Annotated in this window: 19 protein-coding genes and 1 pseudogene; 15 read left to right on the top strand and 5 right to left on the bottom strand. The window is 69.1% G+C overall.

What is annotated here, in order from left to right:
• Nucleotide 1: 1 nt before the first annotated feature.
• Genes HOV77_RS08805 through HOV77_RS08795 form a run of 3 tightly spaced genes read left to right on the top strand, consistent with a single transcriptional unit; the run spans nt 2 to nt 3,805 of the window.
• A complete protein-coding gene (locus HOV77_RS08805; protein ID WP_290860195.1) occupies nt 2-1,243 on the top strand; it encodes an MFS transporter in 1,242 nt (413 codons plus the stop codon).
• Nucleotides 1,224-2,480: an MFS transporter gene (locus HOV77_RS08800; RefSeq protein WP_290860193.1), complete on the top strand. Its 1,257-nt coding sequence runs from the start codon at nt 1,224-1,226 to the stop codon at nt 2,478-2,480. The genes HOV77_RS08805 and HOV77_RS08800 overlap by 20 nt, the downstream gene beginning before the upstream one ends.
• A gap of 11 nt (nt 2,481-2,491) precedes the next feature.
• Nucleotides 2,492-3,805: an MFS transporter gene (locus HOV77_RS08795; RefSeq protein ID WP_290860191.1), complete on the top strand. Its 1,314-nt coding sequence runs from the start codon at nt 2,492-2,494 to the stop codon at nt 3,803-3,805.
• 303 nt (nt 3,806-4,108) lie between these two features.
• On the opposite strand, the gene HOV77_RS08790 is transcribed toward HOV77_RS08795, so the two are convergent.
• Together HOV77_RS08790 and HOV77_RS08785 are read right to left on the bottom strand one after the other, a co-directional pair.
• Nucleotides 4,109-4,906, bottom strand: coding sequence for a sugar phosphate isomerase/epimerase (locus tag HOV77_RS08790; RefSeq protein WP_290860189.1), 798 nt, complete (start codon nt 4,904-4,906; stop codon nt 4,109-4,111).
• A gap of 36 nt (nt 4,907-4,942) precedes the next feature.
• On the bottom strand, nt 4,943-5,713 hold the full coding sequence (locus HOV77_RS08785) for a hypothetical protein (RefSeq protein WP_290860586.1): 771 nt from the start codon (nt 5,711-5,713) through the stop codon (nt 4,943-4,945).
• A 103-nt stretch (nt 5,714-5,816) separates the two neighbouring features.
• On the opposite strand from HOV77_RS08785, the gene HOV77_RS08780 reads away from it, so the two are divergent.
• Both HOV77_RS08780 and HOV77_RS08775 read left to right on the top strand, forming a co-directional pair.
• Entirely contained in the window at nt 5,817-6,737 is a 921-nt protein-coding gene (locus tag HOV77_RS08780; RefSeq protein WP_290860187.1) for a Ppx/GppA phosphatase family protein, read from the top strand.
• A gap of 156 nt (nt 6,738-6,893) precedes the next feature.
• Nucleotides 6,894-9,239 carry a cellulose binding domain-containing protein gene (locus HOV77_RS08775; protein ID WP_290860185.1) on the top strand — a complete coding sequence of 782 codons (2,346 nt, stop codon included), beginning with the start codon at nt 6,894-6,896 and terminating at the stop codon, nt 9,237-9,239.
• 82 nt (nt 9,240-9,321) lie between these two features.
• On the opposite strand, the gene HOV77_RS08770 is transcribed toward HOV77_RS08775, so the two are convergent.
• Both HOV77_RS08770 and HOV77_RS08765 read right to left on the bottom strand, forming a co-directional pair.
• Nucleotides 9,322-10,005: a response regulator transcription factor gene (locus tag HOV77_RS08770; protein WP_290860183.1), complete on the bottom strand. Its 684-nt coding sequence runs from the start codon at nt 10,003-10,005 to the stop codon at nt 9,322-9,324.
• Nucleotides 10,006-10,044: 39 nt separating this feature from the next.
• Nucleotides 10,045-11,151 carry an ATP-binding protein gene (locus tag HOV77_RS08765; protein ID WP_290860181.1) on the bottom strand — a complete coding sequence of 369 codons (1,107 nt, stop codon included), beginning with the start codon at nt 11,149-11,151 and terminating at the stop codon, nt 10,045-10,047.
• A 176-nt stretch (nt 11,152-11,327) separates the two neighbouring features.
• Here HOV77_RS08765 and phoU point away from each other — a divergent pair, with 176 nt between their 5' ends.
• Nucleotides 11,328-12,014, top strand: coding sequence for a phosphate signaling complex protein PhoU (gene phoU / locus HOV77_RS08760; protein WP_290860179.1), 687 nt, complete (start codon nt 11,328-11,330; stop codon nt 12,012-12,014).
• A gap of 25 nt (nt 12,015-12,039) precedes the next feature.
• On the opposite strand, the gene HOV77_RS08755 is transcribed toward phoU, so the two are convergent.
• Entirely contained in the window at nt 12,040-12,960 is a 921-nt protein-coding gene (locus HOV77_RS08755; RefSeq protein WP_290860177.1) for a proline dehydrogenase family protein, read from the bottom strand.
• A gap of 120 nt (nt 12,961-13,080) precedes the next feature.
• On the opposite strand from HOV77_RS08755, the gene HOV77_RS08750 reads away from it, so the two are divergent.
• From HOV77_RS08750 to HOV77_RS08710, 9 genes and pseudogenes are all read left to right on the top strand, one after another.
• Complete coding sequence (locus HOV77_RS08750; RefSeq protein ID WP_290860175.1) at nt 13,081-13,692, top strand: CGNR zinc finger domain-containing protein; 612 nt, start codon at nt 13,081-13,083, stop codon at nt 13,690-13,692.
• 298 nt (nt 13,693-13,990) lie between these two features.
• Nucleotides 13,991-15,769 carry a hypothetical protein gene (locus HOV77_RS08745; protein WP_290860173.1) on the top strand — a complete coding sequence of 593 codons (1,779 nt, stop codon included), beginning with the start codon at nt 13,991-13,993 and terminating at the stop codon, nt 15,767-15,769.
• A gap of 78 nt (nt 15,770-15,847) precedes the next feature.
• The gene (locus tag HOV77_RS08740) at nt 15,848-17,173 is read left to right on the top strand and encodes an efflux RND transporter periplasmic adaptor subunit (RefSeq protein WP_290860171.1); all 1,326 of its coding nucleotides are present in this window, start codon (nt 15,848-15,850) and stop codon (nt 17,171-17,173) included.
• Nucleotides 17,170-17,856, top strand: a pseudogene (locus tag HOV77_RS08735) (ABC transporter ATP-binding protein); the annotation flags it as partial. The gene HOV77_RS08740 and the pseudogene HOV77_RS08735, both read left to right, overlap by 4 nt.
• Before the next feature lie 14 nt (nt 17,857-17,870).
• A complete protein-coding gene (locus tag HOV77_RS08730) occupies nt 17,871-19,055 on the top strand; it encodes an ABC transporter permease (protein ID WP_290860169.1) in 1,185 nt (394 codons plus the stop codon).
• A gap of 210 nt (nt 19,056-19,265) precedes the next feature.
• Nucleotides 19,266-19,481 (top strand): helix-turn-helix domain-containing protein, encoded by a 216-nt coding sequence (locus HOV77_RS08725; RefSeq protein ID WP_290860167.1) that lies wholly within the window; start codon nt 19,266-19,268, stop codon nt 19,479-19,481.
• 167 nt (nt 19,482-19,648) lie between these two features.
• Nucleotides 19,649-19,750 carry an AURKAIP1/COX24 domain-containing protein gene (locus tag HOV77_RS08720; protein WP_007465623.1) on the top strand — a complete coding sequence of 34 codons (102 nt, stop codon included), beginning with the start codon at nt 19,649-19,651 and terminating at the stop codon, nt 19,748-19,750.
• Between the two features lie 93 nt (nt 19,751-19,843).
• Nucleotides 19,844-20,887, top strand: coding sequence for an NAD-dependent epimerase/dehydratase family protein (locus tag HOV77_RS08715; RefSeq protein WP_290860070.1), 1,044 nt, complete (start codon nt 19,844-19,846; stop codon nt 20,885-20,887).
• Nucleotides 20,888-21,778: a lysophospholipid acyltransferase family protein gene (locus HOV77_RS08710; RefSeq protein ID WP_290860068.1), complete on the top strand. Its 891-nt coding sequence runs from the start codon at nt 20,888-20,890 to the stop codon at nt 21,776-21,778.
• The last annotated feature ends 8 nt before the right edge of the window (nt 21,779-21,786 follow it).

The following is a 21,786-nucleotide window of genomic DNA, read 5'->3' as shown; positions in this document are numbered from 1 at the left end:
CGTGCGGAGTCTGCGTACCTGGGCCGGCGACACGGTGGGTGGCCTGCCGGCCACCTTCTGGTACCTCTGGCTCGGCACGCTGATCAACCGCCTCGGTGCGGTGGCTGTGCTGTTCCTGGAGATCCACATGGTCTCGGGGTACGGCTTCTCCGCGACGCTCGCCGGACTGGTACTCGGTCTGTACGGCGGTGGCATGGCCCTCGGCTCGATCGCGGGCGGCGTACTGGCCGACCGATGGGGCCGCCGTCCGACGTTGCTGCTCGCCAACATCGCCGGCGTCGTCACCGCGCTCGCCCTCGGGATCACTCTGACGCCCTGGTTCGTCGCGCTCATCGCGCTGGTGTACGGCTTCTGGAACGGGCTCGGGCGGCCGGCGTACAGCGCCACCCTGGTCGACGTGCTCGGCCCGACCAAGCGCATGCGCGGCATGAACCTCAACTACTGGGCGATCAACCTCGGGTTCTCCGGCGCCGCCTTCCTGGCCGGCGTACTGGCGCACACCCCGCGCATGGTGGTCTTCGTCCTCAACGCGTCGGTGCTCGCCATCACCACCGTGATCATCGCCGTGAAGGTCCCCGAGACGTCGCCCGGTCCGGCCCTGTCGGCTCCCAAGGAGCGCGGCGGCCTCGGTCTCGTCCTGCGTGACCGGATCTTCATGACGTACGTGCTGCTCAACCTCGGGCTCTGGTCGATCATCGAGTCCTGCAAGCTCATCCCGATCGCCATGGTGAACCGGGGCATCGACCCGGCCAACTACGGCACGGTCATCGCGGTCAACGGCATCATGATCGTGGCGCTGCAACTGTTCATTCCCAAGCTCGTCGGCCGGCACCCGCGTAATCGCGTACAGATCACTTCGGCCCTGCTCGTCGGGCTCGGGATGGGCGCGGTCGGCCTGGCGGGAAGCGTACCCACGCTGGCACTCACCGTCGCCGTCTGGACGCTCGGTGAAATGATCAATGCGCCGGTCAACGGCACCACCATCGCCGACCTGTCCAGCCCCACGATGCGCGGGCGCTATCAAGGCGTCGCCTCGATGAGCTTCACCGCCGCCAACTTCTTCGCGCCGATCATCGGCGGTGTGGTCCTCGACCGGACCGCTCCGGCCACGCTGTGGTTCGGCCTCGGGGTCCTCGGTCTGGTCGTCGCGGCAGGTCATCTCGCTTCCGGTCCCGCGCGCGAGCGCCGGGCCGTTCAACTCACTCAGCCAGAAGGGGTACGCGATGAGGCGCTGGTTGCGTGACACGACCGGCGGTCTGCCGCGACCGTTCTGGTATCTGTGGTTCGGGACCCTGATCAATCGGGTCGGCGGCTTCGTCGTCATCTTCCTCACCATTTATCTGACGACGGTGCGGCATTTCACGCCGTCGCAGGCCGGCCTGATCATGGGGGTCTGGGCGGCCGGCGGCGCATTGGGCAACATGCTCGGCGGCGTGGCGGCCGACCGGATCGGCCGCAAGGTCACGCTGCTCACCGGGCAGGTCGGCGGGGCCGCGACGTTGATCGCGATGGCGTACGCCAAGCCGTATTGGGCGATCGCCGGGCTCGCCTTCCTCTTCGGAGTGTTCGCCGACGGCGCCCGCCCCGCGTTCGGCGCGATGCTGATCGACATCGTCCCGGAGAAGGACCGCCTGCGGGCGTTCACCTTGAGCTACTGGGTGATCAACCTCGGCTTCTCGTTCGCCGCGACGCTCGCCGGCTTGGCCGCCGCCGCGGACTACCACTTGGTGTTCCTGATCGACGCGGCGACGACGATCGTCACGGCAACCTTCTTGTTCTTCACCTTGAAGGAGACCCGAGCGGCTCGGCCCGCGACCAGTTCGGCCGCCGCCCCGTCGGCTGCTCGCGGCGGGCTGCGGATCGTGTTCACCGACCGGATCTTCCTGACCTTCGCCGGGCTGAACATCCTGGGTGCGTTCGTCTTCCTCCAGCACCTCACGACGCTGCCGATCGCCATGGCCGCCGACGGCATCTCCGGGCAGACCTACGGTTACGTGATCGCCCTCAACGGTGTGCTGATCGTGCTCGGCCAGTTGTTCATCCCCCGCATGACCCGGGGGATGACGCCGACCCGGATGCTCGCGCTGGCGGCAATCGTCACCGGAGTGGGCTTCGGGTTGACGGCGTTCGCGAACACGCCGCTGTTCTACGCCTTCACCGTCTTCGTCTGGACGCTCGGCGAGATGGTCAACGCCCCGGCCAACTCCACCACCATGGCCGCCCTGTCCCCCGCCGACCTGCGGGGTCGTTACCAGGGCGTCTTCTCCCTCTCCTGGTCGATCGCCGGATTCGTCGCCCCGACGGCCGGCGGCTTCCTCCAGGAACACCTCGGCAACACCTTCCTGTGGCTGCTGTGCGCCGCCGTCGGATTGGTCGTCGCCGCAGCTCAGGTAGCCTCGGGACCGGCGCGCGAACGCAGAGCCGCGATCCTCGCCCCACCCCCATCGGCTGTTTCCCGGCAGCCAGCCCCCGTTTCGTAAGGAATCGCGTCTTGTTCTCTCGCTTCTGGTCGCAGACCGCCGGAGGACTTCCCCGTGTCTTCTGGACCCTCTGGTCGGCGATCCTCGTCAACCGTGTCGGCGCGTTCGGCATGCTTTTCCTGCCGCTCTACCTCAGCACCGGACGCGGGCTCTCGCTCACCGCGGCGGGCCTGGTCACCGCCGGGTACGGCATCGGCGGCGCGGCCGGCAGCCTGATGGGCGGCGTACTGGCCGACAAGTGGGGCCGTCGCGCGACGATGGTCACCGCGAACGGCATTGCCGCCGCCTTGATGCTGGGTCTCGCGTTCGCGCAGCCGTTGTGGCTCATCGCGGGGCTGACCCTGTTCATCGGGATCTTCCACTCGATGCCGGGTCCGGCGACGGTCGCGGCCATCATCGACATCGTTCCCGAGGACTCCCGATCCCGGGCGTTCAACCTGCAGTTCTGGGCCTTCAACCTCGGTACGGCGATCGCCTCGGCCCTCGCCGGCGTGATCGCTGAGGTGGGCTTCTTCCTCCTCTTCGCGCTCGACGCCGCCACGACGGCGATCACGGCGTACGTGCTCTTCCGGTATGTGCCGGAGACGCTGATGCTGCGTCAGGGCCGTCCGTCGCGTCCGTGGGCCACCCGGCCCTGGCCGCCCCGCCCCATCGGCTCGCGTCCGCACCCGGCCAGCGGTCAGGTCAAGCGGTCGGCCGGCCCGGGCGGGCTCGGCACGGCGCTCACCGACCCGATCTTCATGGTCTTCGTCGGGCTCACCTTCATCGCCGCCGTGCTCAACTCGCAGACCTCGATCCTGCAGCTGGCCATGGACTCCGACGGCCTGCCACCGGCGGCGTACGGCATCGTGGCCGCAGTGCCGGGCCTGCTCATCGTCCTCGGCCAGCTCTTCGTCCCCCGGCTCATCCAGGGCCGGCTCAAGGGACGGGTGCTCGCGCTGTCCCTCGCGATCTCCGGGATCGGCTACTTCACGCTCACCTTCGCCGACGTCTTCGGCGCGTACCTGATGGCGGCGGCGATCTGGACGATCGGCTCGATGCTCGCCGCACCGCCGAACGCCGAAGTCATCGCCGAATTGGCCCCCGCCCGGCTACGGGCTCGCTACCAGGCGGTGTTCTTCCTGACCTTCCCGGCCGCCGGATTCGTCGCGCCCGCGGTCGGCGGCTGGTCGCTGGAGCACCTCGGCGACGTGCACTGGGTCATCATCGGCGCGGCCGGTCTCGCCGCCGCGGTCGGTCACCTGCTCGCGAGCCGGCCTCGGGAGCGACGGGTCGCCCGGCTCCTGGCGTCGCCGGCGATCCTGCCCAACAACGCCACCGTCTGAACGCCTTCCCCTGCCCCTTTCTGCGCGATCATGAACTTCTCGGCATGATCGACCGGCGTGTCGTGGCACTGGCGCCCTGATCAATCCCCTTACTGCCTGATCAACTCGGGAACCTCGCGAGAAAGTTGATCACGGCCCCGCGGAGTCGATCAGGCCGTTGGGGACGCGACGCGCCGGTCGATCACGCCCGATAGTTCATGATCGCGCGGAAAGCAGCGAGGGGCGCGCGGAAAGCAGCGAGGGGCGCGCGGAAGCAGCGTGGGGCGCGCGGAAAGCAGCGAGGGTCGCGCGGGAGGGACGGGGTTAGAGGGCGGCGGGGGCGGCTAGGTGCTGGCGGGCGAAGGTCAGCGCCTCGGCCAGCAGCTCTTCGCGTTCGGCCCGGCTGGCGGCGCGCCGGGTGGCGACCTCGACTGCGATCGAGCCGGTGAAGCCGCGTTCGGCCAGTGACGACAGCAGTTCGGCGCAGGGTTGCTTGCCCCGGCCGGGGACGAGGTGCTCGTCGCGACCTTCGCCGGTGCCGTCACCGAGGTGGATGTGGGCCAGCCCGTCACCCATCGCGTCGGCCATCGCCAGCGAGTCCATCTTCGCCGCCGCACAGTGCGAGACGTCCAATGTGTACGCCGCGTACCCGGTCTGGGTGGGGTCCCAGCCGGGGGAGTAGGGGACGAACTCCCGTCGCGCCATCCGCACGGGATACATGTTCTCGACGGCGAACCGGATCTGCGGATAGCGCCCGTTCAGCTTGCGTAGGCCGGACTCGAACGTCCGGGCGTACTCGCGTTGCCAGGTGAACGGCGGGTGCACTACCACGGTGTCGGCCTCCAACGACTCCGCCAACGCAGCTGCCCGCCTAAGGCGTACCCATGGATCACTGGACCAGACACGCTGCGTGACCAGAAGGCAAGGCGCGTGGATCGACCCGATCTGGACCCCGTAGTGCGCGGCGAGGCCGCGCAGCGCACCCGCGTCCTGGCTGACCGCGTCGGTCCAGACCATGACCTCCACGCCGTCGTAGCCGAGCGCGGCCGCCAGCTCGAACGCGGCGGCCGTGGGCTCCGGAAAAACGGACGAACTGGAAAGGAGCACCGGAATCCTGGGCATGCCTCCTAGGCTAGCCCCGTCCGCGAAATACGCTGCTCAGCCCGCCGGATGCGGGGCGACCAGGCCTTTCTTGGCGCGGGCCGCGCACAGCCGGGCCAGCTCGTCGTACGCGGGCTGCCCGAGAAGCGCGATCAACTCCGGCGCGTAGGAGACGTAGACCGGGGTGCGATCGACCCGGGCCTCCGGCGACGATGTGCACCACCAGTGCAGGTCATGGCCGCCCGCGCCCCAGCCGCGCCGGTCGAACTCGGTGATGCTGGTGATCAGCACCTTGGTGCCGTCCGGCCGCTTGTGCCACTTCTGGTCGCGGCGGATCGGCAGTTGCCAGCACACGTCGGGCTTGTACTCCAACGGGTGAACGCCGTCCCGCAGCGCCTGACCGTGCAGCGCGCAGCCGCCGCCGCCGGGGAAGTCGGCGTCGTTGAGGAAGACACACGGGCCGTCCTCACTCTGCGTCGCCGTACGCCGAGCAGGTTCCTCGTCGTTCAGCTCGTCGAGCTCGGTCCAGTTCTTGTAGCCCTTGCGATAGTGCTGCCAGGTCTCCGGAGTCAGCTTCCGGACGGCCGACTTCACCCGGCGGATGTCGTCGGCGTCGGTCAGGAACGCGCCGTGCGAGCAACAGCCCTCGATCGCGCGGTCCTTGATGATGCCGTGGCAGCCCTTGCCGTAGACGCAGCTCCACCGGGACAGCAGCCAGGTGAGGTCGGCCCGGATGAGCTGGGTGTCGTCGGCGGGGTCGGCGAACTCCACCCACTCACGCGGGAAGTCCAGCCCCACTTCACGATCGCGGGGGTTCACCGGAGTCACCGGCAAGGTCTTGCGCGGCGCGGGCGCGCTCTTGCGCTGGGTGGTTTCGCTGATACGCACGCATCCAGCGTACGGCGGTGCGGCTCCCCGGTACGGTATTCCCGTGCGTCTGGGCGTGCTCGATGTCGGATCCAACACGGTGCATCTCCTCGTGGTGGACGCGTACCACGGTGCGCACCCTTGGCCGGCTCACTCGGAGAAGGCGATGTTGCGCCTGGCCGAGCAGCTCGGCCCGGACGGCTCGCTCACGGCCGTGGGCGAACAGGCCTTGCTCTCCGCGGTTCGCGACGCCCGCCAGGCCGCGGATCGGCTCAGCGTCGACAGCCTCATGGCCTTCGCGACTTCGGCGGTACGCGACGCGAGCAATTCCGCTCAAGTTCTGGCACGCGTACGCGAAGAGACCGGAGTGGATCTGCAAGTCCTGTCGGGTGCCGACGAGGCCCGGCTGACCTTCCTCGCCGTACGCCGGTGGTTCGGCTGGTCGGCGGGGCGGCTCGCCGTCCTCGACATCGGCGGGGGCTCGCTGGAGATCGCGGCCGGCATCGACGAGGAACCCACCCTCGCGGTGTCGCTCCCGTTGGGCGCAGGACGGCTGACCCGCGAGCGCCTCGCCGGCGATCCCCCGTCCGCGCAAGCGATCGACGAGGTCCGGGCGTACGTCACGGCGACGCTGGAGGAGCTGGACGTCTCGGGGTTGACCGGGCTCGACCGGGCGGCGGCGACGTCGAAGACCTTCCGTTCCCTGGCCCGGCTCGCCGGGGCCGCCCCGAGCGGGAAAGGTCTCTGGGCGCCTCGGTCGTTGACGCGTACGGGGTTGAAGCAGGTGCTGGCGTTCATCCGGCGGATGCCCGCCGACGCCGTCGCCGAACTCGACGGAGTCAGCCCGCAGCGGTCGCACCAGGTGCTCGCCGGGGCGATCGTGGCGCTGGCCGCCATGGATCGGCTCGACCTCGACTCCGTCGACATCTGCCCGTGGGCGCTCCGGGAGGGCGTCATCCTGCGCCAGCTCGACCTCACCTCCTGACTGGTTCCTGCAGATCACGGTTGTGCATGCTTCCCGGGCCCGGGAAGCATGCACAACCGTGATCTGCAGCTGACGGGTGCGTACAAGGATGTGGACGGCATGCCATATTTCGAACGGCTGTTGACGACATGGACACGGTTTCGTTAACTGTCTTGCATGATGGACGCCCACCGATCTCTCGTCGGCGCGCTCGCCGCTGCCCTGACCGCCACCACGCTCGTCTCCGTGTCCCTGCTGATCCGCCCGGCAGCGAATGCCGACCGCCTCGACCAGGCCGGAGCCGCGCTGACCGGACTCGACCTGACCAGCGCCAATCGGCGTACGCCGGTCGCCGGGCTCTATGACTGGAGCAAAGCCGGGTATCGCAACGGTGCGAAGCTGCCCGGGCCGAACGAGGTCAATCCCGACGCCGCGTGCCAGATAACGCCGGCTGAACTCGCCTCCCAGTACGCCGTGAGCCCGAACGACGGCGTGGACGACACGACTGGTCTCCAATCCGCTATCGACTTTGTGCGTACCACTTGTTCGCCGACGGCGAGTTTCACGAAGCTTTCGCTGATCACGCTGCCCGCGGGCGTCGTGAATGTGAGCCGCCAGCTGGGCGTGGACGCCGATTACCTGATTCTGCGCGGTGCCGGGAGTGATCCGGCGACCGGGACTCGACTGGTCTTTCAGCCGGACGCGAATACGCGCTACGACACCTTGACCGACGACGGCTCGGACTGGGACGAGGACGGCATGGTCTGGGGGCAGGGCAAAGGCGGCTGGCTGTGGCCTGGGCGCGGCCTTTTCCGCGTGCAGTCCCGGCAAGTGCACAGCGCCTATGCGAGCGATTACGCGAGCGCTCCGGCGAACCGGAAGGACATCTTCGAGGGCACGGTCAACGTGCATTGGAAGGCGGGCCAGAAGCTGGCCGCCAAACCGGGGGAGACGGCCTACGCCGCACGGACCGGCGATTCGGTGGTCTATGTCGCGAGCCTCACGGGATTGACCGCCGGGACGCTGGTGAACATCCGAGCGGCGAACTCAGTGAAGTTCTACAACTCGCAGGACGTCTTCGACACCGCGCTGATGAGCAACCTCCACATGCGACAGCAGATCTTCACCATCACCGCCGTGAACTCCACCGCGAAGTCGATCACTTTGGACAAGCCGGTGGAGTACGACGTGCCGATCACCTCGACGTCGGACGGCTCCGCCGCTATCGGTGGCACGGCGTACGACTCGAAGGCGTCACCGCTGGTGGATCCGGTGGTCGGGGTCGGTTTCGAGAACTTCTACCTGACCCAGGCCGAGCCCGGGCTCAACCCGGCCGACGCCGTGCACAACTACGGCAACATGGACCCCGCTGGGGAGATGCACGGCATCGTGTTCAAGTGGGCGGCCCATTCCTGGGTACGCGGCATCCGCACGTGGATGACCGGCTCCCATCCGATCGTCACCGAGGAGGCGGCCCATCTCACCATTGTGGACAACTATCTCGACGGATCTTGGAACAAAGGCAAGGGCGGCAACGGATACTTCCGAGGCTCGCGGGTCTGGGACTCCGTCTACGCCGGGAACGTCAGCCGCAACCTGCGCCATTTCACATTCCAGTGGTCCGCTTCCGGCAACGTCGCGATCGGCAACGACACCGACTCCGACTTCAACCTCCACGGCGGTTGGGAGCGCAACAATCTCGTCGAACTCAACACCGTGACCGTGCCCTATGCCCATCGCTCGGCGAATTGTCAGGCCAATTGCGGTGAAGAGGGCGGCGGCGGGCCGGACACCTCGAATTGGTTCCCCATTTGGTGGGCCGCCGGGCAGAAGGCCGTCAAGTGGTCGGGCTCGTCCGGGCCGCGCAACGTCTTCTTCAACAACACCATGTCCAAACAGCTCGGTTCCGACACCGCGCCCTACACCGCGTACTATCCCGATCACTCCCGCATCTACCAATTCGGGTGGACCGGGTCCGCGTGGCACCATCTGGACATCGCGGGCACGCCGATCGCGGACTGGGCCGGCCACGAGCAGGCCGACTACACCGGCGGTCACGGCGTCGACGCTTCGCGTACCGATTCAGGCCCGTCGTTGTTCCTGCTTTCGCTGACTGGTACGCCCAGCGCATCACCGTCGTCGGTCAGTGCGTCGCCGTCTCCTTCGTCCGCCTCGCCCTCACCGTCGCCGTCGATCTCGCCGTCGGCTTCTCCATCGGCCTCGCCGACCGGTGTGCGCCTGCGGTGTGCGTTCGCCCAAACCTCGGTCTGGAGCAGCGGATACGGCGGTCAGGTGACCGTCTACAACGACGGCGCGGCGACGGTCCCCAGCTGGTCCGCGGAGTTCGACCTGCCCAGCGGGACGAGCGTCAGCTCGATGTGGCGCGCGACGTACGCCAGATCCGGCAACCACTACGTGGTGACGCCATTGTCGTACGCCGCTGACATCGCACCGGGCGGATCGGAGTACTTCGGCTTCAACGTCAGCGGTCTCGGTACGCCGGCCAACCTGGCCTGCCGCTGAGACCGCTCGGGAACCATGCAGATCACGGGTATGCAGGCCTCATCGCCACTCGGAGGCATGCGTAACCGTGATCTGCGCCTTTCTACGGCTCGAACTTGTAGCCCAGCCCCCGAACGGTGACGAGGTAGCGCGGGGTCGACGGTTCCGGCTCGATCTTCGAGCGCAGCCGCTTCACGTGCACGTCGAGGGTCTTCGTGTCGCCGACGTAGTCCGCGCCCCACACCCGGTCGATGAGCTGACCCCGGGTGAGCACCCGGCCCGCGTTGCGCAGGAGCAGTTCGAGCAGCTCGAACTCCTTGAGCGGCAACGGGACGGTGTCGCCGCTGACGGTCACCACGTGCCGCTCGACGTCCATGCGTACCGGTCCGGCGCTGAGCGTCGCGCCCACGGCGTCGACCGGCTCCTGCGACCGGCGGCGCAGCACCGCCCGGATCCGGGCGACCAGCTCGCGCGGGGAGTACGGCTTGGTCACGTAGTCGTCCGCGCCCAGCTCCAGCCCGACGACCTTGTCGATCTCGCTGTCGCGCGCGGTGACCATGATGATCGGAACGCTCGACCGGGCCCGCAGCTGCCGGCAGACCTCGGTCCCGGACATCTCGGGGAGCATCAGGTCGAGCAGGACGATGTCGGCGCCGGAACGGTCGAACTCGGTGAGCGCCGCAGTGCCGGTGGCGGCCACCGACACCTCGAAGCCCTCCTTGCGAAGCATGTAGGAGATGGCGTCCGAGAACGCCTCCTCATCCTCCACCACGAGTACTCGTGCCACGTCTTTCCCTTTCGCTATGTGCAAAGTCTCTTGAATGCCTCAGAACGGCTCGGACAACGTCAGCCCGAATTCGTCCTCAGGCGGCCGGGCCGGCAGCCGCAAGGTGAACGTCGAACCGCCGCCGACGCGGCTGGAGACGTCCACCCGGCCGCCGTGGTTGGTCGCGATGTGCTTGACGATCGCCAGGCCCAGGCCGGTGCCGCCGGCCTCCCTCGAACGCGCCTTGTCGGAGCGGTAGAACCGCTCGAAGACCCGGTCGACCTCGTCGGGGGCGATGCCGATGCCCTCGTCGGCGACCTCGATCTCGATCTTCTCGGCGTCGCCGTGCACCGTCACGGAGACGGTCTTGCCCTCGTCGGAGTACGCGACGGCGTTCTCGATGAGGTTGCCCAGGGCGGTCGCCAGCTGGCTGTCGCTCCCGTACGCCTCCAGGTCGAGCCGGCCGCGTACCGCGATGTCGATGGACTTGGCCTGCGCCGCTGTCCGCGATCGGTCCACCGCCTCGGCGACGATCCACTCGACCTGAACCGGCTCGGGGTCGGGCAGCGGCTCGGCGCCCTGCAGGCGAGTCAGTTCCAGCAGCTCGGTCACGAGGGTGCCGAGGCGTACCGACTCCCGCTGCATTCGCAGTGCGAAGCGCCGAGTGGAGTCGACGTCGACATCGCCGTCGGTGGCGTCCAGGATCGCCTCGGCGAGCAGCTGCAATGCGCCGATCGGAGTCTTGAGCTCATGGCTGACGTTGGCCACGAAGTCCCGGCGTACGCGGGCGACCCGGTGGGCGTCGGTGACGTCGAACGCCTCGACCGCGACGAGGCCGCCGCCCAGGGCGACCGCGCGCAGGCTGACCCCCATCGGCTCGAAGTCGCTGCCCTCGGCTCCCCGCGGCAGGTCCAGCTCCACCTCTCGGCGTACGCCGGTGCGCCGGACCTGACCGGCGAGCGTACGCACGATGGGGTGGGCGACCGGCGTACCGGGGACGGCGCCGGCCCGGAGCAGGCCCATCGCCCGGGCGGCCGGATTGGCCAGCGCGATCTGGTCGGTGGTGTCGAGCACGATGACGCCGACGCGCAGCGAGTCCAGGCTCTTGCGACCGAGCCCGGCGAGCGCGTCCACCTCAGGGGCGGCTGGCGAGCGGCGGAGGAACACGCTGGAACGATAGCCGGTTGTTTACCAGACTGAACAGAAAAAGCGGGGCAAAACGACCCGGTGACCAGTCAATGTTCACCTATGCGCGGTTCGCCGTTCACCGTTGTTCATCTGGCGGTCGCCCGGCGCACCTACCGTGGCCTCCGACCGATCCATACCGACCACAGGGACCTTCAATGCGAGAGTCGTTCGGCGCCGCCCTGCACGAGGTGGGCAACCTGCTCGTCTCCATGGCCGAGGCGGCCCGCACCCAGATGCGTCAGGCGACGTACGCGCTGCTCACGGCGGACAAGGAGGCGGCCGACCGGGTCGTCGCCCGGGACGCGGAGATCAACGATCTCTACCGCCAGGTCGAGGAGCGGGTCCTGCGCCTGCTCGCCCAGCAGCAGCCGGTCGCCCGCGATCTGCGGATGGTGATCACCTCCCAGCACGTCGCGACCGATCTCGAGCGGATGGGCGACCTCGCCGACCACGTGGCCAAGACCGCGCTGCGGCGCCACCCGGCCGCCGCCGTCCCGGCCGAGCTGGCCACCGTCATCGCGGAGATGGCCGAGGTCGCCGACCGCATCGCGGGCAAGATCACCCTCGTGCTGGCCCGTTACGACACCAAGCGCGCGGCCGAACTCGAGCACGACGACGACGTGATGGACGCGCTGGAGCGCGACCTGTTCGCGGTCATCCTCGGCGAGTCCTGGCAGCACGGAGTGGAGGCGGCGATCGACGCGGCCCTGCTCGGCCGGTTCTACGAGCGGTACGCCGACCATGCGGTCAACGCGGGACGTCACGTGATCTACCTGGTGACGGGCGAGATCCCGGAGGGGCAGGTCTCCGACGAGGACCCGGAACTCCCCGAGTCCCTCTGACAGCCGCCGCCGGTGGGGCGGCTCGCTATTTCTTGGAGGCGAGCGCTCGCGCGAAGAACATCATGTTCGCCGGGCGCTCGGCCAGCCGCCGCATGAGGTAGCCGTACCACTGGGTGCCGTAGGGCACGTAGACCCGGACCTGGTAACCCTCCCGGACGAGCCGCCGCTGCTCCTCCGGGCGTACGCCGTAGAGCATCTGGAACTCGAACTCGTCGGCGGCCCGGTCGAACCACCGGGCTCGGTCCTCGCCGATGGCGATCAGCCGGGGGTCGTGGGTGGCCAGCATCGGGTACCCCGCCCCGGCCATCAGCACGTTCATGCAGCGTACGTAGGACTTGTCGACGTCCAGCGACGACTGGTATGCCACATGCTCCGGTTCGGAGTACGCACCCTTGCAGAGGCGTACGCGTGACCCCGCCGTAGCCAGCTCACGGCAGTCCTGCTCGGTGCGGCGCAGATACGACTGGAGAACCGCGCCCGTTCCGGGATAGTCCTTGCGCAACCGGCTCAGGATGGTCAGCGTCGAGTCGGTGGTCGTGTGATCTTCCATGTCGAGGGTGACCGTCGTGCCGGCCTCGGCCGCGGCAGCGCAGATCGCGCGCGCGTTCGCCTCAGCCAGGTCCTCGTCGAAGGCCTGCCCCAAGGCGGAGAGCTTCACACTGACCTCGGCGTACGCGGTCAGCCCCGCCTCGGCCAGGGCGGTCAGCAGAGCCAGGTACTCGTCCCGGGTGGCCTCGGCCTGCTCCGCCGTCAGGGTGTCCTCGCCGAGGTAGTCCAGCGTCGAACGCAGGCCCTGGTCGGCCAGCTCCCGGGTCACCCGGAGGGCGTCCGGCGTACCGGTCCCGGCGACGAACCGGTTGACCACATCCCGGCTGACGGGGGCGGAGCCCACGAACTTTTCCACCTTGCCGGATCGCGACGCTGCGAGAATGACCGACCTGAGCATGTCAGCAGCGTATCTCCGATTCGGCTGAGCGGCCGGATGTGAGGTACGTCCCGTCCGTCGGAAACGGTTCCGGTAAACCTCGGCACACCACTTCCGTCAAGATTGCTCTACCTTTGTCGGGTGGACTTCGATGCGTACGCCAAGACCGCCGTTGACCTGGTCAATGTCCGGCTTGACACCCTCGACGACCTTCGTGCGCTTTTCGCGGACGACCGGGAGTGGATGAAAGAGTCGGTCGCCGACAAGGAGATGGCAGTCTTCCGGCGGGCCCAACGCAAGCTCCGCGACGTGTTCGAGGCCGGTGCGGCCGGACGCGACGCGGACGCGGTGGCGGACCTGAACGTGCTGCTGGAGACCTTCCCGGTGCAGCCGCGGATCTCCGGTCACGACGCCGGGGACTGGCATATGCACGTCACCAGCCGGGGCGCCTCCGCCTCGGCGGAGTATCTGGCCGGCGCAGCCTGGGGGCTCGCGGTCTGGCTCTGCGAATACGGCAGCGCTCGATTCGGCGTGTGCGCCGACGAACGTTGCGGCAACGTCTACCTGGACACGTCGTCCAACAACTGCCGCCGGTTCTGCTCCGAGCGCTGCGCCACGCGGTCGCACGTGGCAGCCCATCGGGCGCGGAAGAAGGCCGCGGTCGACGAGGTCGCCGCGCTGCCGACGACTGCTCCGTCGGCCGCTCCGGCGGCCGCCGTGGTGGCGAAGTCGCCGGTCGCCGTCGGCCGCTGACCTCGGTCCCGACGGCCCGCTGAGCCCAGGCCGACGGGTCTCTGAACCCAGCCCGACGGCTCTCTGAACGCAGCCGGATCAGGGTTCCGGGTCGAATTCCCGCCAAGATTCGACCCGGAACCCTGATCCAGCGCGCCCGAGGTGCCAGCGCGCCCGAGGTGGCAACGCGCCCGAGGTGCCAGCGCCCGAGCGGAGACGCGGCCAGCCTGACGACCAGCGAAGCGAGCACCGAGAGGCCATCTGTATGGGCCGAACGGACGATCCGCGATCGGCTGGTCGTCCAGTAGCGTTGCCGCCCGTGCACCCCGGGGACCCCTCTCAGCCTGATCCGCCGCCCGCCGACTCCCAGCCGCCGACGCAGCCGATCCGGCCGCAGCAGCCGTATCCCGACTCGGGCCCGTCGTCGCCGGCGGCCGGCCAGCCGCTGACCGGGCCCGGCGAGCCCCATCCAGGTGCGGGCCAGCAGTATGCGGGGGGCCAGGCGGTTCCGGGAACCGGTCAGTGGGCTCCGGGAGCGGACCAGCCACAGCCGGGACAGGTTCCTCCGACGTGGCCGCCCCAGATCCCGCAGCAGCGGCAGCCCGGCCAACTCGGCCCGGCCGGACCGTACACGGCGTACCCGCCGCAACAGCCGGGCTACTCGCCGCAGCCGCCACCGGCGTACCCGACGCAGCCCGGCTATCCGAACCAGCCGGGCTATCCGACGCAACCGGGCTACCCGAACCAGCCGTGGCCGGGCGCATACACCCCGCCGCCGAAGAAGCCCTGGCTGAGCCGGTTGGCCGTGCTGGCGGTCGTGGTCGTGCTGGTCGCCTGCGCGCTGCCCGTCTTCGGTGTGACGGCGTACATGCTGACCAGGTCGAAGGCGGATCCGGTCGCCCAGCCGACCGCGTCGGCGGGAGTGAGTACCAAGGCGTCGCCGAAGGCGTCCCGATCGCCGGCCCGCCGCCCGAATCCGGGCGATCCACAGACGGTCTACCAGTACTGGGCCGAGGACCGAGTACAGGCGGCGCTTGACCGGCAGACCCAGGCGCTGCTGACCGGCGACCTCACCGGCTACGTCAAGGTCGTCGACCCGGCCAAGACTTCGCTGATCAGCCAGCTGCGCAAGCAGTACGCGTCCCTGCGGAACATGAAGATCGGCGCGTGGGGCAACGATCTGCTGACCATCACGGCCACCGGGGGCAAGGAGTTCGCCACCACGTGGCGCGTACGCGTCGACGGCCATCCCTGCTTCGGCGCGGCCACCTGCGACGAAGACGACTTCTCGATGGTCACGACGTGGCGGCTGGCCGACCCGGACACTCCGCTGATGACTTCCCTGGAGACCGAGGACGGCGCCAACGGGCCCCGGCCGTGGCAGGTCAGCGACCTCGTCGCGGTGGTGGGCGACCGGACGGTCGTGGCCACGACGAAGGCGTACGCGTCGCTGCTGGCCAACGTCTCGAAGCAGGCCGAGGCGGCGGCCAAGGTCGCCGACCGGCTGGCGTACCACGGCCAGCCGCCGACCAAGTACGTGATCTTCTATGCCGGTCCGACCGAGTGGAAGACCTGGTACGACTGGGATCCACCGGAGTGGTCCGGCGGCGTCACGATCGAGGTCGGCGAGGCCTCCAACATCGTGCTGAACGGCAAGGATTTGCAGGGCTGGTTCATCGACAACCTGCTCCGGCACGAGATGACGCACGCCGCGACGCTGCCCGGTGGCAGCACGTCACGGGCGTGGTGGCTGATCGAAGGCATCGCCGAGTACGCCGACATGGACGGCGCGGCGGTCAGCCGCTACAGCGCACTCGAGGAGACGAAGAAGTTCGTCGAGGGTTCGTGGGACGGCATGGTTGCGGTGAGCGCGCCGCGTGACAGCGACGGTGATGCGAAGGCGGCCGCCGCCTACGGGGTCGCCTTTCTGGCCGTGCGCCACCTGGCCGACAAGTACGGCGAGCAGAAGATGCGCGAGTTCTTCGACGCGGTCGTGCATGACCACCAGACCGAGGGACAAGCCTCGGAAGCGGTGTTCGGCGAGGATTGGTCCACAGTGCAGGCCGGCTGCGTGGAGTTCATCCGCGCCTCAGTCTGAAGCCGGAAGCCGCCGGAAAGCGCTGCGGAAGAAGTTCGGCCAGTGTGAAACATGCTCGAGTTGACTACCATCACGCGAGTGCGGCGACCGATGGTGTTGGCAGGGGCGGTGACCGTCCTCGTGGCCTTGAGCGCCGCGTCCTGTGGCGGTGGCGACGAGGGCATCACGACGGCGGAGGTGAGCCGGGCCGACGTCGTCGAGATCGTCGATGCGCCCGCCTCGGTCGTGGCGCGGGCGGCCGCCACCTTGACCTCGCCCGCCGAGGGCACCCTCGCCCGGCTGGCCGTCAGCGCTGGTGATCAGGTCGGCAAGGGTCAGATCGTCGCAGTAGTGGACTCGCCTTCGGCCCAGCTACGACTCCGGGACGCGAAGAAGGCGCTGGACCTGGCGAAACGGTCGAGCGGTGGCGGCGGAGTCCGGCTGAACATCGGCAGCACCGCCCGGCACCTCGACGAGGCCGCCGCCAAGGCGTTCGACCAGGCGCGGGCGGCGGTGGCGTACATCGCCGACCCGGCTCTCAAGAAGGCGCTGCTCGCCCAGGTCGACGCGGCCGAGCAGCAGTACGCCGCCGCTTCCAAGGCGGTGACCTCGGCCGTCCGTGGTGTGGAGCGCGGGTTGCAGTCGGTCAGCAGTGCCATGAGCGCCCTCGGCGCGGCTCAGAGACTCCAGGCGCAGCAGGCGTACGACCTGGCGAAGGCGACGGTCGACGCGCTGACGCTGCGGGCGCCGATCGCCGGCGTGGTCCAGTTGGGCGGCGCGAGCAGCTCGCCCGCCGGCGGTGTCGACCTGTCGTCGCTGCTCGGTGCGGCCACGGGCGGGCAATCGCCGTCGACCAGCGGCGGAACGGGCTCGATCCCCGGCGTCTCGCCCAACATCCCCGAGGGTGGCCTGGTCAGCGCGGGCACCGCCATCCTGACCATCGTCGACGTCAGCGAGCTCGGCTTGGTGGCCGAGGTCGACGAGACGGACATCCTGCTGGTCAAGCCGGGACTGGACGCTGACGTCGAGCTCGACGCCGCCACCGACGTCCGCTATCCGGCCCGTGTCGCCAGCATCGACGTGCTGCCGACGGCGAACGCGCGCGGCGGCGTCGCGTACCACGTGCGGCTCACGCTCACCCCGACTGCGGGGGCTCCGACCCCGCGGCCCGGCATGAACGCCGTCGCTCATCTGCGCGTACGCCAGGCGACGTCCGCCGTCGCGGTGCCCGCCGCCGCCGTCTTCACCGCCGAAGGCCAATCCTTGACCTGGGTACGCGGGCCGGACGGCAAGGCCGAGCGCCGCCCGGTGACGATCGGGGTATCGGGCGAGGATCTGGTGCAGATCACCAACGGTCTGCAACCCGGCGATCGCGTCGTCGTCCGCGGAACCGACAAGGTCAAGACCGGAGACGAACTGCCGTGACGGTGCCCGAGTCGGCGGCCGTCGAGGCGGTGGACGTGGAGCGCACGTACGACCTGGGCGGTGTCACCGTCCCGGCGTTGCGAGGCGTCTCCTTCACGGTCGAGCGCGCCGCGTACGTGGCCGTCGTCGGCCCCTCCGGCTCCGGCAAGTCGACCCTGATGCACCTGCTCGGCGGCCTGGATCGGCCCTCGGCGGGAACTCTGCGGATCGACGGTCGCGACGTCTCCTCGCTGACGCCCGCAGAGCTCGCACAGCTCCGCAACGAGACCATCGGCTTCGTCTTCCAGTCGTTTCACCTCCTTGCGCGTACCACTGCCTTGGACAATGTCGCGTTGCCGCTGGTCTATCGCGGTCTGAGCGCCCGCGAGCGCCGGGCGCGGGCCCGCGAGATGCTGGCGCGCGTCGGCCTGGAGCACCGCGTGGATCATCGCCCCAACCAGCTGTCGGGCGGTGAGCAGCAGCGGGTCGCGATCGCGCGGGCGCTGGTGACCGAGCCGACCGTGCTGCTGGCCGACGAGCCGACCGGCAACCTCGACACCGCGACCGGGCACGCGGTGATGGAGCTGCTGGAGCGGTTGAACGCGGAGTCGAACGCGGCGTTGGTGCTGGTCACCCACGATCGGGAGGTGGCTGCGCGGGCCAAGCGGCGCATCCACATGCGAGACGGCGTCATCGAGGCGGACGAGGGCGGGGCGGCGTGAGGCTGGCGGAAGCGTGGCGGGTGGCGCTGGACGCGTTGCGGGCCAACCGGCTGCGCAGCGGCCTGACGATGCTGGGCATGGTGATCGGGGTCGGTGCGGTCGTCGTGCTCGTCGCGCTCGGCACGGGCACGAAGAACGAGGTCGAGTCGCAGGTCGAGGGGCTGGGCGCGAACCTGATGTTCGTGGTGCCCGGCAAGGTGGACTTCAATTCCGCGCCGACCGCGTCGCCGCTGGACACGAGCGATCTCAACGCCGTCATCCGGACCGTCGGCGATCGCGACCGGGTGACGGTGTCGCTGACCTCCGGGGAAACCGTGCGAGCCGGGCGGAACTCCACCTTCACCACGGTGCTCGGTGTCATGGAGACCACCCCCAAGGTCTTCGTACGCACAGTGCACAGCGGGACTTATCTGGCGCGGACGGACGTCGACACCGGGCGGCGGGTGGCCGTGCTCGGCTCGAAGACGGCTCACGTGCTGTTCGGTGACCGTGAAGCGGTCGGGCGGCAGATCACGATCGCGGGCGTACGCTTCCGCGTCGTCGGGGTGTTCGAGCCGCTGGGACAGAGCCTCGGCGTCGACCGGGACACCGAGGTGCACATCCCGATCAGCACGGCTCAGCGACTGTTCGGGACGAACCGGATCGACGCCTTCGCGATCAAGGCCCCGGACGCGGAGTCGGTCGGCCCGCTCGGCGACCGAGTCCTCGCCGAGCTGCGCAAACGTCATCCGGACACCGAGTTCAGCGCCGTCACCCAGGATCAGATCCTCGGCGTACTGGCCGACATCCTCGGGGTGCTGACGACGGTGCTCGCCGCGATCGCCGGAATCTCTCTGCTCGTCGGCGGGGTTGGAGTCTCGAACATCATGCTGGTCTCGGTTCGGGAACGAACCAAGGAGATCGGGCTACGCAAGGCGGTCGGCGCGAAACCTCGCGACATCGGTGTGCAGTTCCTGCTGGAGGCGGTGCTGCTGACCACCATCGGCGGCGTACTGGGGATGGCGTTGGGCGTCGCCGCGTCGTTGATCACTGCTGCGCTCTCGCCGGTGCCTGCCACCGTCACCTGGTGGTCGCTCGCGCTCGCCTTCGGCGTATCGGCCGGCGTCGGGATCATCTTCGGCGTCGTGCCCGCGCAGCGGGCCGGGCGGCTCGACCCGGTGGTCGCTCTGCGTACCGAATGACCGTTTCGCGCTGTCTGGTTTAGGCGCTGGATCAGGGTTCTGTGTCGAATCTTGACCGAAGATTCGACCGAGATCCCTGATCTGGCACCTACCAGCGCCCAGCGATCACTCGAGCGGCTGCGAGCTGTGTTCGAGCGATTACGGAAAGCTGTCGCGTTAGCCACATGAGCCCCGCTAACGTTCTACTTACACGCTGGATGGGGGATAGGCATGAATTCGCGCGGAGCGCCACACGACAACGAGCTCGCGGAGGTGCGCTTCCTCACGGTCGCCGAGGTGGCGACGCTGATGCGGGTCTCGAAGATGACCGTGTATCGGCTGGTCCACTCCGGTGATCTGACCGCCGTCCGCGTCGGGCGATCGTTTCGAGTGCCTGAGCACGCGGTCCACGAATACTTGAGGGGCGCGTTCTCCCAAGCCGCATGAGGGTGACCGCCCGGTTTCACGAACACGCATGCGTGCGGTTACCCTGGACAGCGGCTCCGGCCCCGTTCGCGCGTACGCGAACCGAGGGCGGGGCGAGATGTCCAACTTCCGCCATGGCGCGTTCGCGCGCCGGGCGAAACCGAAGCATGTTATGAGAGGGCTGCCGTATGGGCTCCGTGGTCAAGAAGCGCCGCAAGCGCATGGCTAAGAAGAAGCACCGCAAGCTGCTGCGCAAGACCCGCGTCCAGCGTCGTCGTCTCGGCAAGTGACCCGCGCCGGTTCGCCGGCGTCATAGCAGCGGGTATCTGAGCCCGGCACGCTGCCCACGTGCGGCGGTCCGGGCTCAGTCCAGGTGGGGGAGCATGGCGACGAGACCCGAAGTGGTTCTGGTCACCGGCGTGAGCCGGTTCCTCGGCGCGCGGGTCGCGGCCAACCTCGCCACGCGTACCGGGGTCGGCCGGGTGATCGGGCTGGACCCGTTCCCGCCGCATCCCGAGGTCGAGCCCCTGCTGGCGGACAGCTCCGTCGAAGTCGTGCAGGCGGATCTGCGCGCTGCCGGCGAGGTCATCGCCGATCTCGGTGTCGAAGCCGTGGTGCACCTAGCCGTCATCTCCTCGCCCGATCAGGCGCGGGGCGGCCGGGCGGCGATGAAAGAGCAGAACGTCATCGGCACGATGCAGCTGCTGGCCGCCTGTCAACAGGCCGACACGCTGCGTCGGCTGGTGGTGCGCTCCTCGACGGCCGCGTACGGGGCCTCCTTCCGCGACCCTGCCGTCTTCACCGAGGACACCGAGCCGCGCGAGGTGCCGCGCGGCGGCTATGCCCGCGACATCCTCGACATCGAGAGCTACGTGCGCGGATTCCGCCGCCGCCGTCCGGACGTGACCGCGACGGTGTTGCGATTCGCGCCGTTCATCGGGGCCACCGCCGAGACCGCGCTGCTGCGCTACCTGGCCCGGCCCACCGTGCCGACCGTGCTCGGCCGCGATCCCCGCATGCAGTTCGTCCACGTCGACGACGCGCTGGAGGTCCTCGAGCGGTCCGTGCTCGAAAGCCACCCCGGCACGTTCAACGTCGCGGGACCCGGGATCATCACGCTCTCGCAGGCCATCCGCCGCGCCGGCCGCATCGCGGTGCCGATCGTCGAGCAGGCCCTCGCCGCCAGCGCCGCGACCGGCCGCGGGCTCATCAGCAACGACCAGATCGACCTGTTCGTGCACGGCCGCGTGGTCGACACCACGCGTCTGGTCAGCGAATTCGGCTTCACGCCGCGCTCGACTCCCGACGCCTTCGCGGACTTCGTCCGCTCGCACCAGTCCGGCGCGCTGGTCACTCCCGACCGGCTGGCGGCGGCTGAGCGGTCCTTCCTCGACATGATCCATCGGGTACGCGAAGAGGTGCGGTGAATGTCGGCTCCTGAACACTCGCTTCCCCAGTCGCCGCTGACCGAGCAGGACGACGCCTGGGATCGTCGAGTCGCCTCTGGATTGGCGTTCCTGCGTCGGCGGCTGTCCGGGGCGTACGAGGTCGACGAGTTCGGCTTCGACCAGGAGCTGACCGAGGGCCTCTTCCATCCGATGATGCGGCTGTTGCAGCGGGAGTGGTTCCGCACCGAGATCTTCGGCGCGAAGCACATCCCGGCCGACGGTGGAGCGCTGCTGGTCGGCAACCACTCCGGCACGGTGGCCCTGGACGCGCTGATGCTGGCGATCGCCTGCCACGACGAGTCGGAGGGCAACCGCCACCTGCGCCTGCTGGGTGCGGACTTCGTCTTCAAGCTGCCCGGTCTGAGCGAGCTCGCCCGCAAGTCAGGTGCGACGCTGGCCTGTACGCCGGACGCCGAGCGCCTGCTCGCCGGGGGCGAACTGGTGGGCGTCTTCCCCGAGGGGTTCAAGGGCGTCGGCAAGCCTTTCCGTGACCGTTACAAGCTGCAGCGTTTCGGCCGGGGCGGCTTCGTCTCGGCCGCTCTGCGTACGGGGGTGCCGATCATCCCCGCCGCGATCGTGGGCGCCGAGGAGATCTATCCCCTGATCGGCAACATCAAGCCGCTGGCCCGGGTGCTCGGCGCGCCGTACTTCCCGGTGACGCCGACCTTCCCGTGGCTGGGGCCGCTGGGCCTGGTGCCGTTGCCGAGCAAGTGGCTGATCGAGTTCGGCGAGCCGATCCCGACCGAGGATCTCGTGGATCAGGCCGACGATCCGATGGTCGTCTTCAACCTGGCCGACCAGGTACGCGAGACCGTTCAGGAGATGATCCACGGTCTGCTGGAGCGGCGACCCGACCCCTTTGCGCAGTAAGCAGTAGC

Origin of the sequence: Hamadaea sp., assembly GCF_013362815.1 — a bacterium.
In the GTDB taxonomy this organism is placed as follows: domain Bacteria; phylum Actinomycetota; class Actinomycetes; order Mycobacteriales; family Micromonosporaceae; genus Hamadaea.
The sequence above is the reverse complement of the archived record's forward strand: the minus strand, read 5'-3'. Positions and strand labels throughout refer to the sequence as shown.

Excerpts from the sequence above, each read along its gene's own strand:
- HOV77_RS08755 (WP_290860177.1), bottom strand. The coding sequence starts at position 12,960 with ATGCTCAGGTCGGTCATTCTCGCAGCGTCGCGATCCGGCAAGGTGGAA.
- HOV77_RS08725 (WP_290860167.1), top strand. The coding sequence starts at position 19,266 with ATGAATTCGCGCGGAGCGCCACACGACAACGAGCTCGCGGAGGTGCGC.
- HOV77_RS08715 (WP_290860070.1), top strand. The coding sequence starts at position 19,844 with ATGGCGACGAGACCCGAAGTGGTTCTGGTCACCGGCGTGAGCCGGTTC.
- phoU (WP_290860179.1), top strand. The coding sequence starts at position 11,328 with ATGCGAGAGTCGTTCGGCGCCGCCCTGCACGAGGTGGGCAACCTGCTC.
- HOV77_RS08720 (WP_007465623.1), top strand. The coding sequence starts at position 19,649 with ATGGGCTCCGTGGTCAAGAAGCGCCGCAAGCGCATGGCTAAGAAGAAG.
- HOV77_RS08790 (WP_290860189.1), bottom strand. The coding sequence starts at position 4,906 with ATGCCCAGGATTCCGGTGCTCCTTTCCAGTTCGTCCGTTTTTCCGGAG.
- HOV77_RS08800 (WP_290860193.1), top strand. The coding sequence starts at position 1,224 with ATGAGGCGCTGGTTGCGTGACACGACCGGCGGTCTGCCGCGACCGTTC.
- HOV77_RS08775 (WP_290860185.1), top strand. The coding sequence starts at position 6,894 with ATGATGGACGCCCACCGATCTCTCGTCGGCGCGCTCGCCGCTGCCCTG.
- HOV77_RS08710 (WP_290860068.1), top strand. The coding sequence starts at position 20,888 with ATGTCGGCTCCTGAACACTCGCTTCCCCAGTCGCCGCTGACCGAGCAG.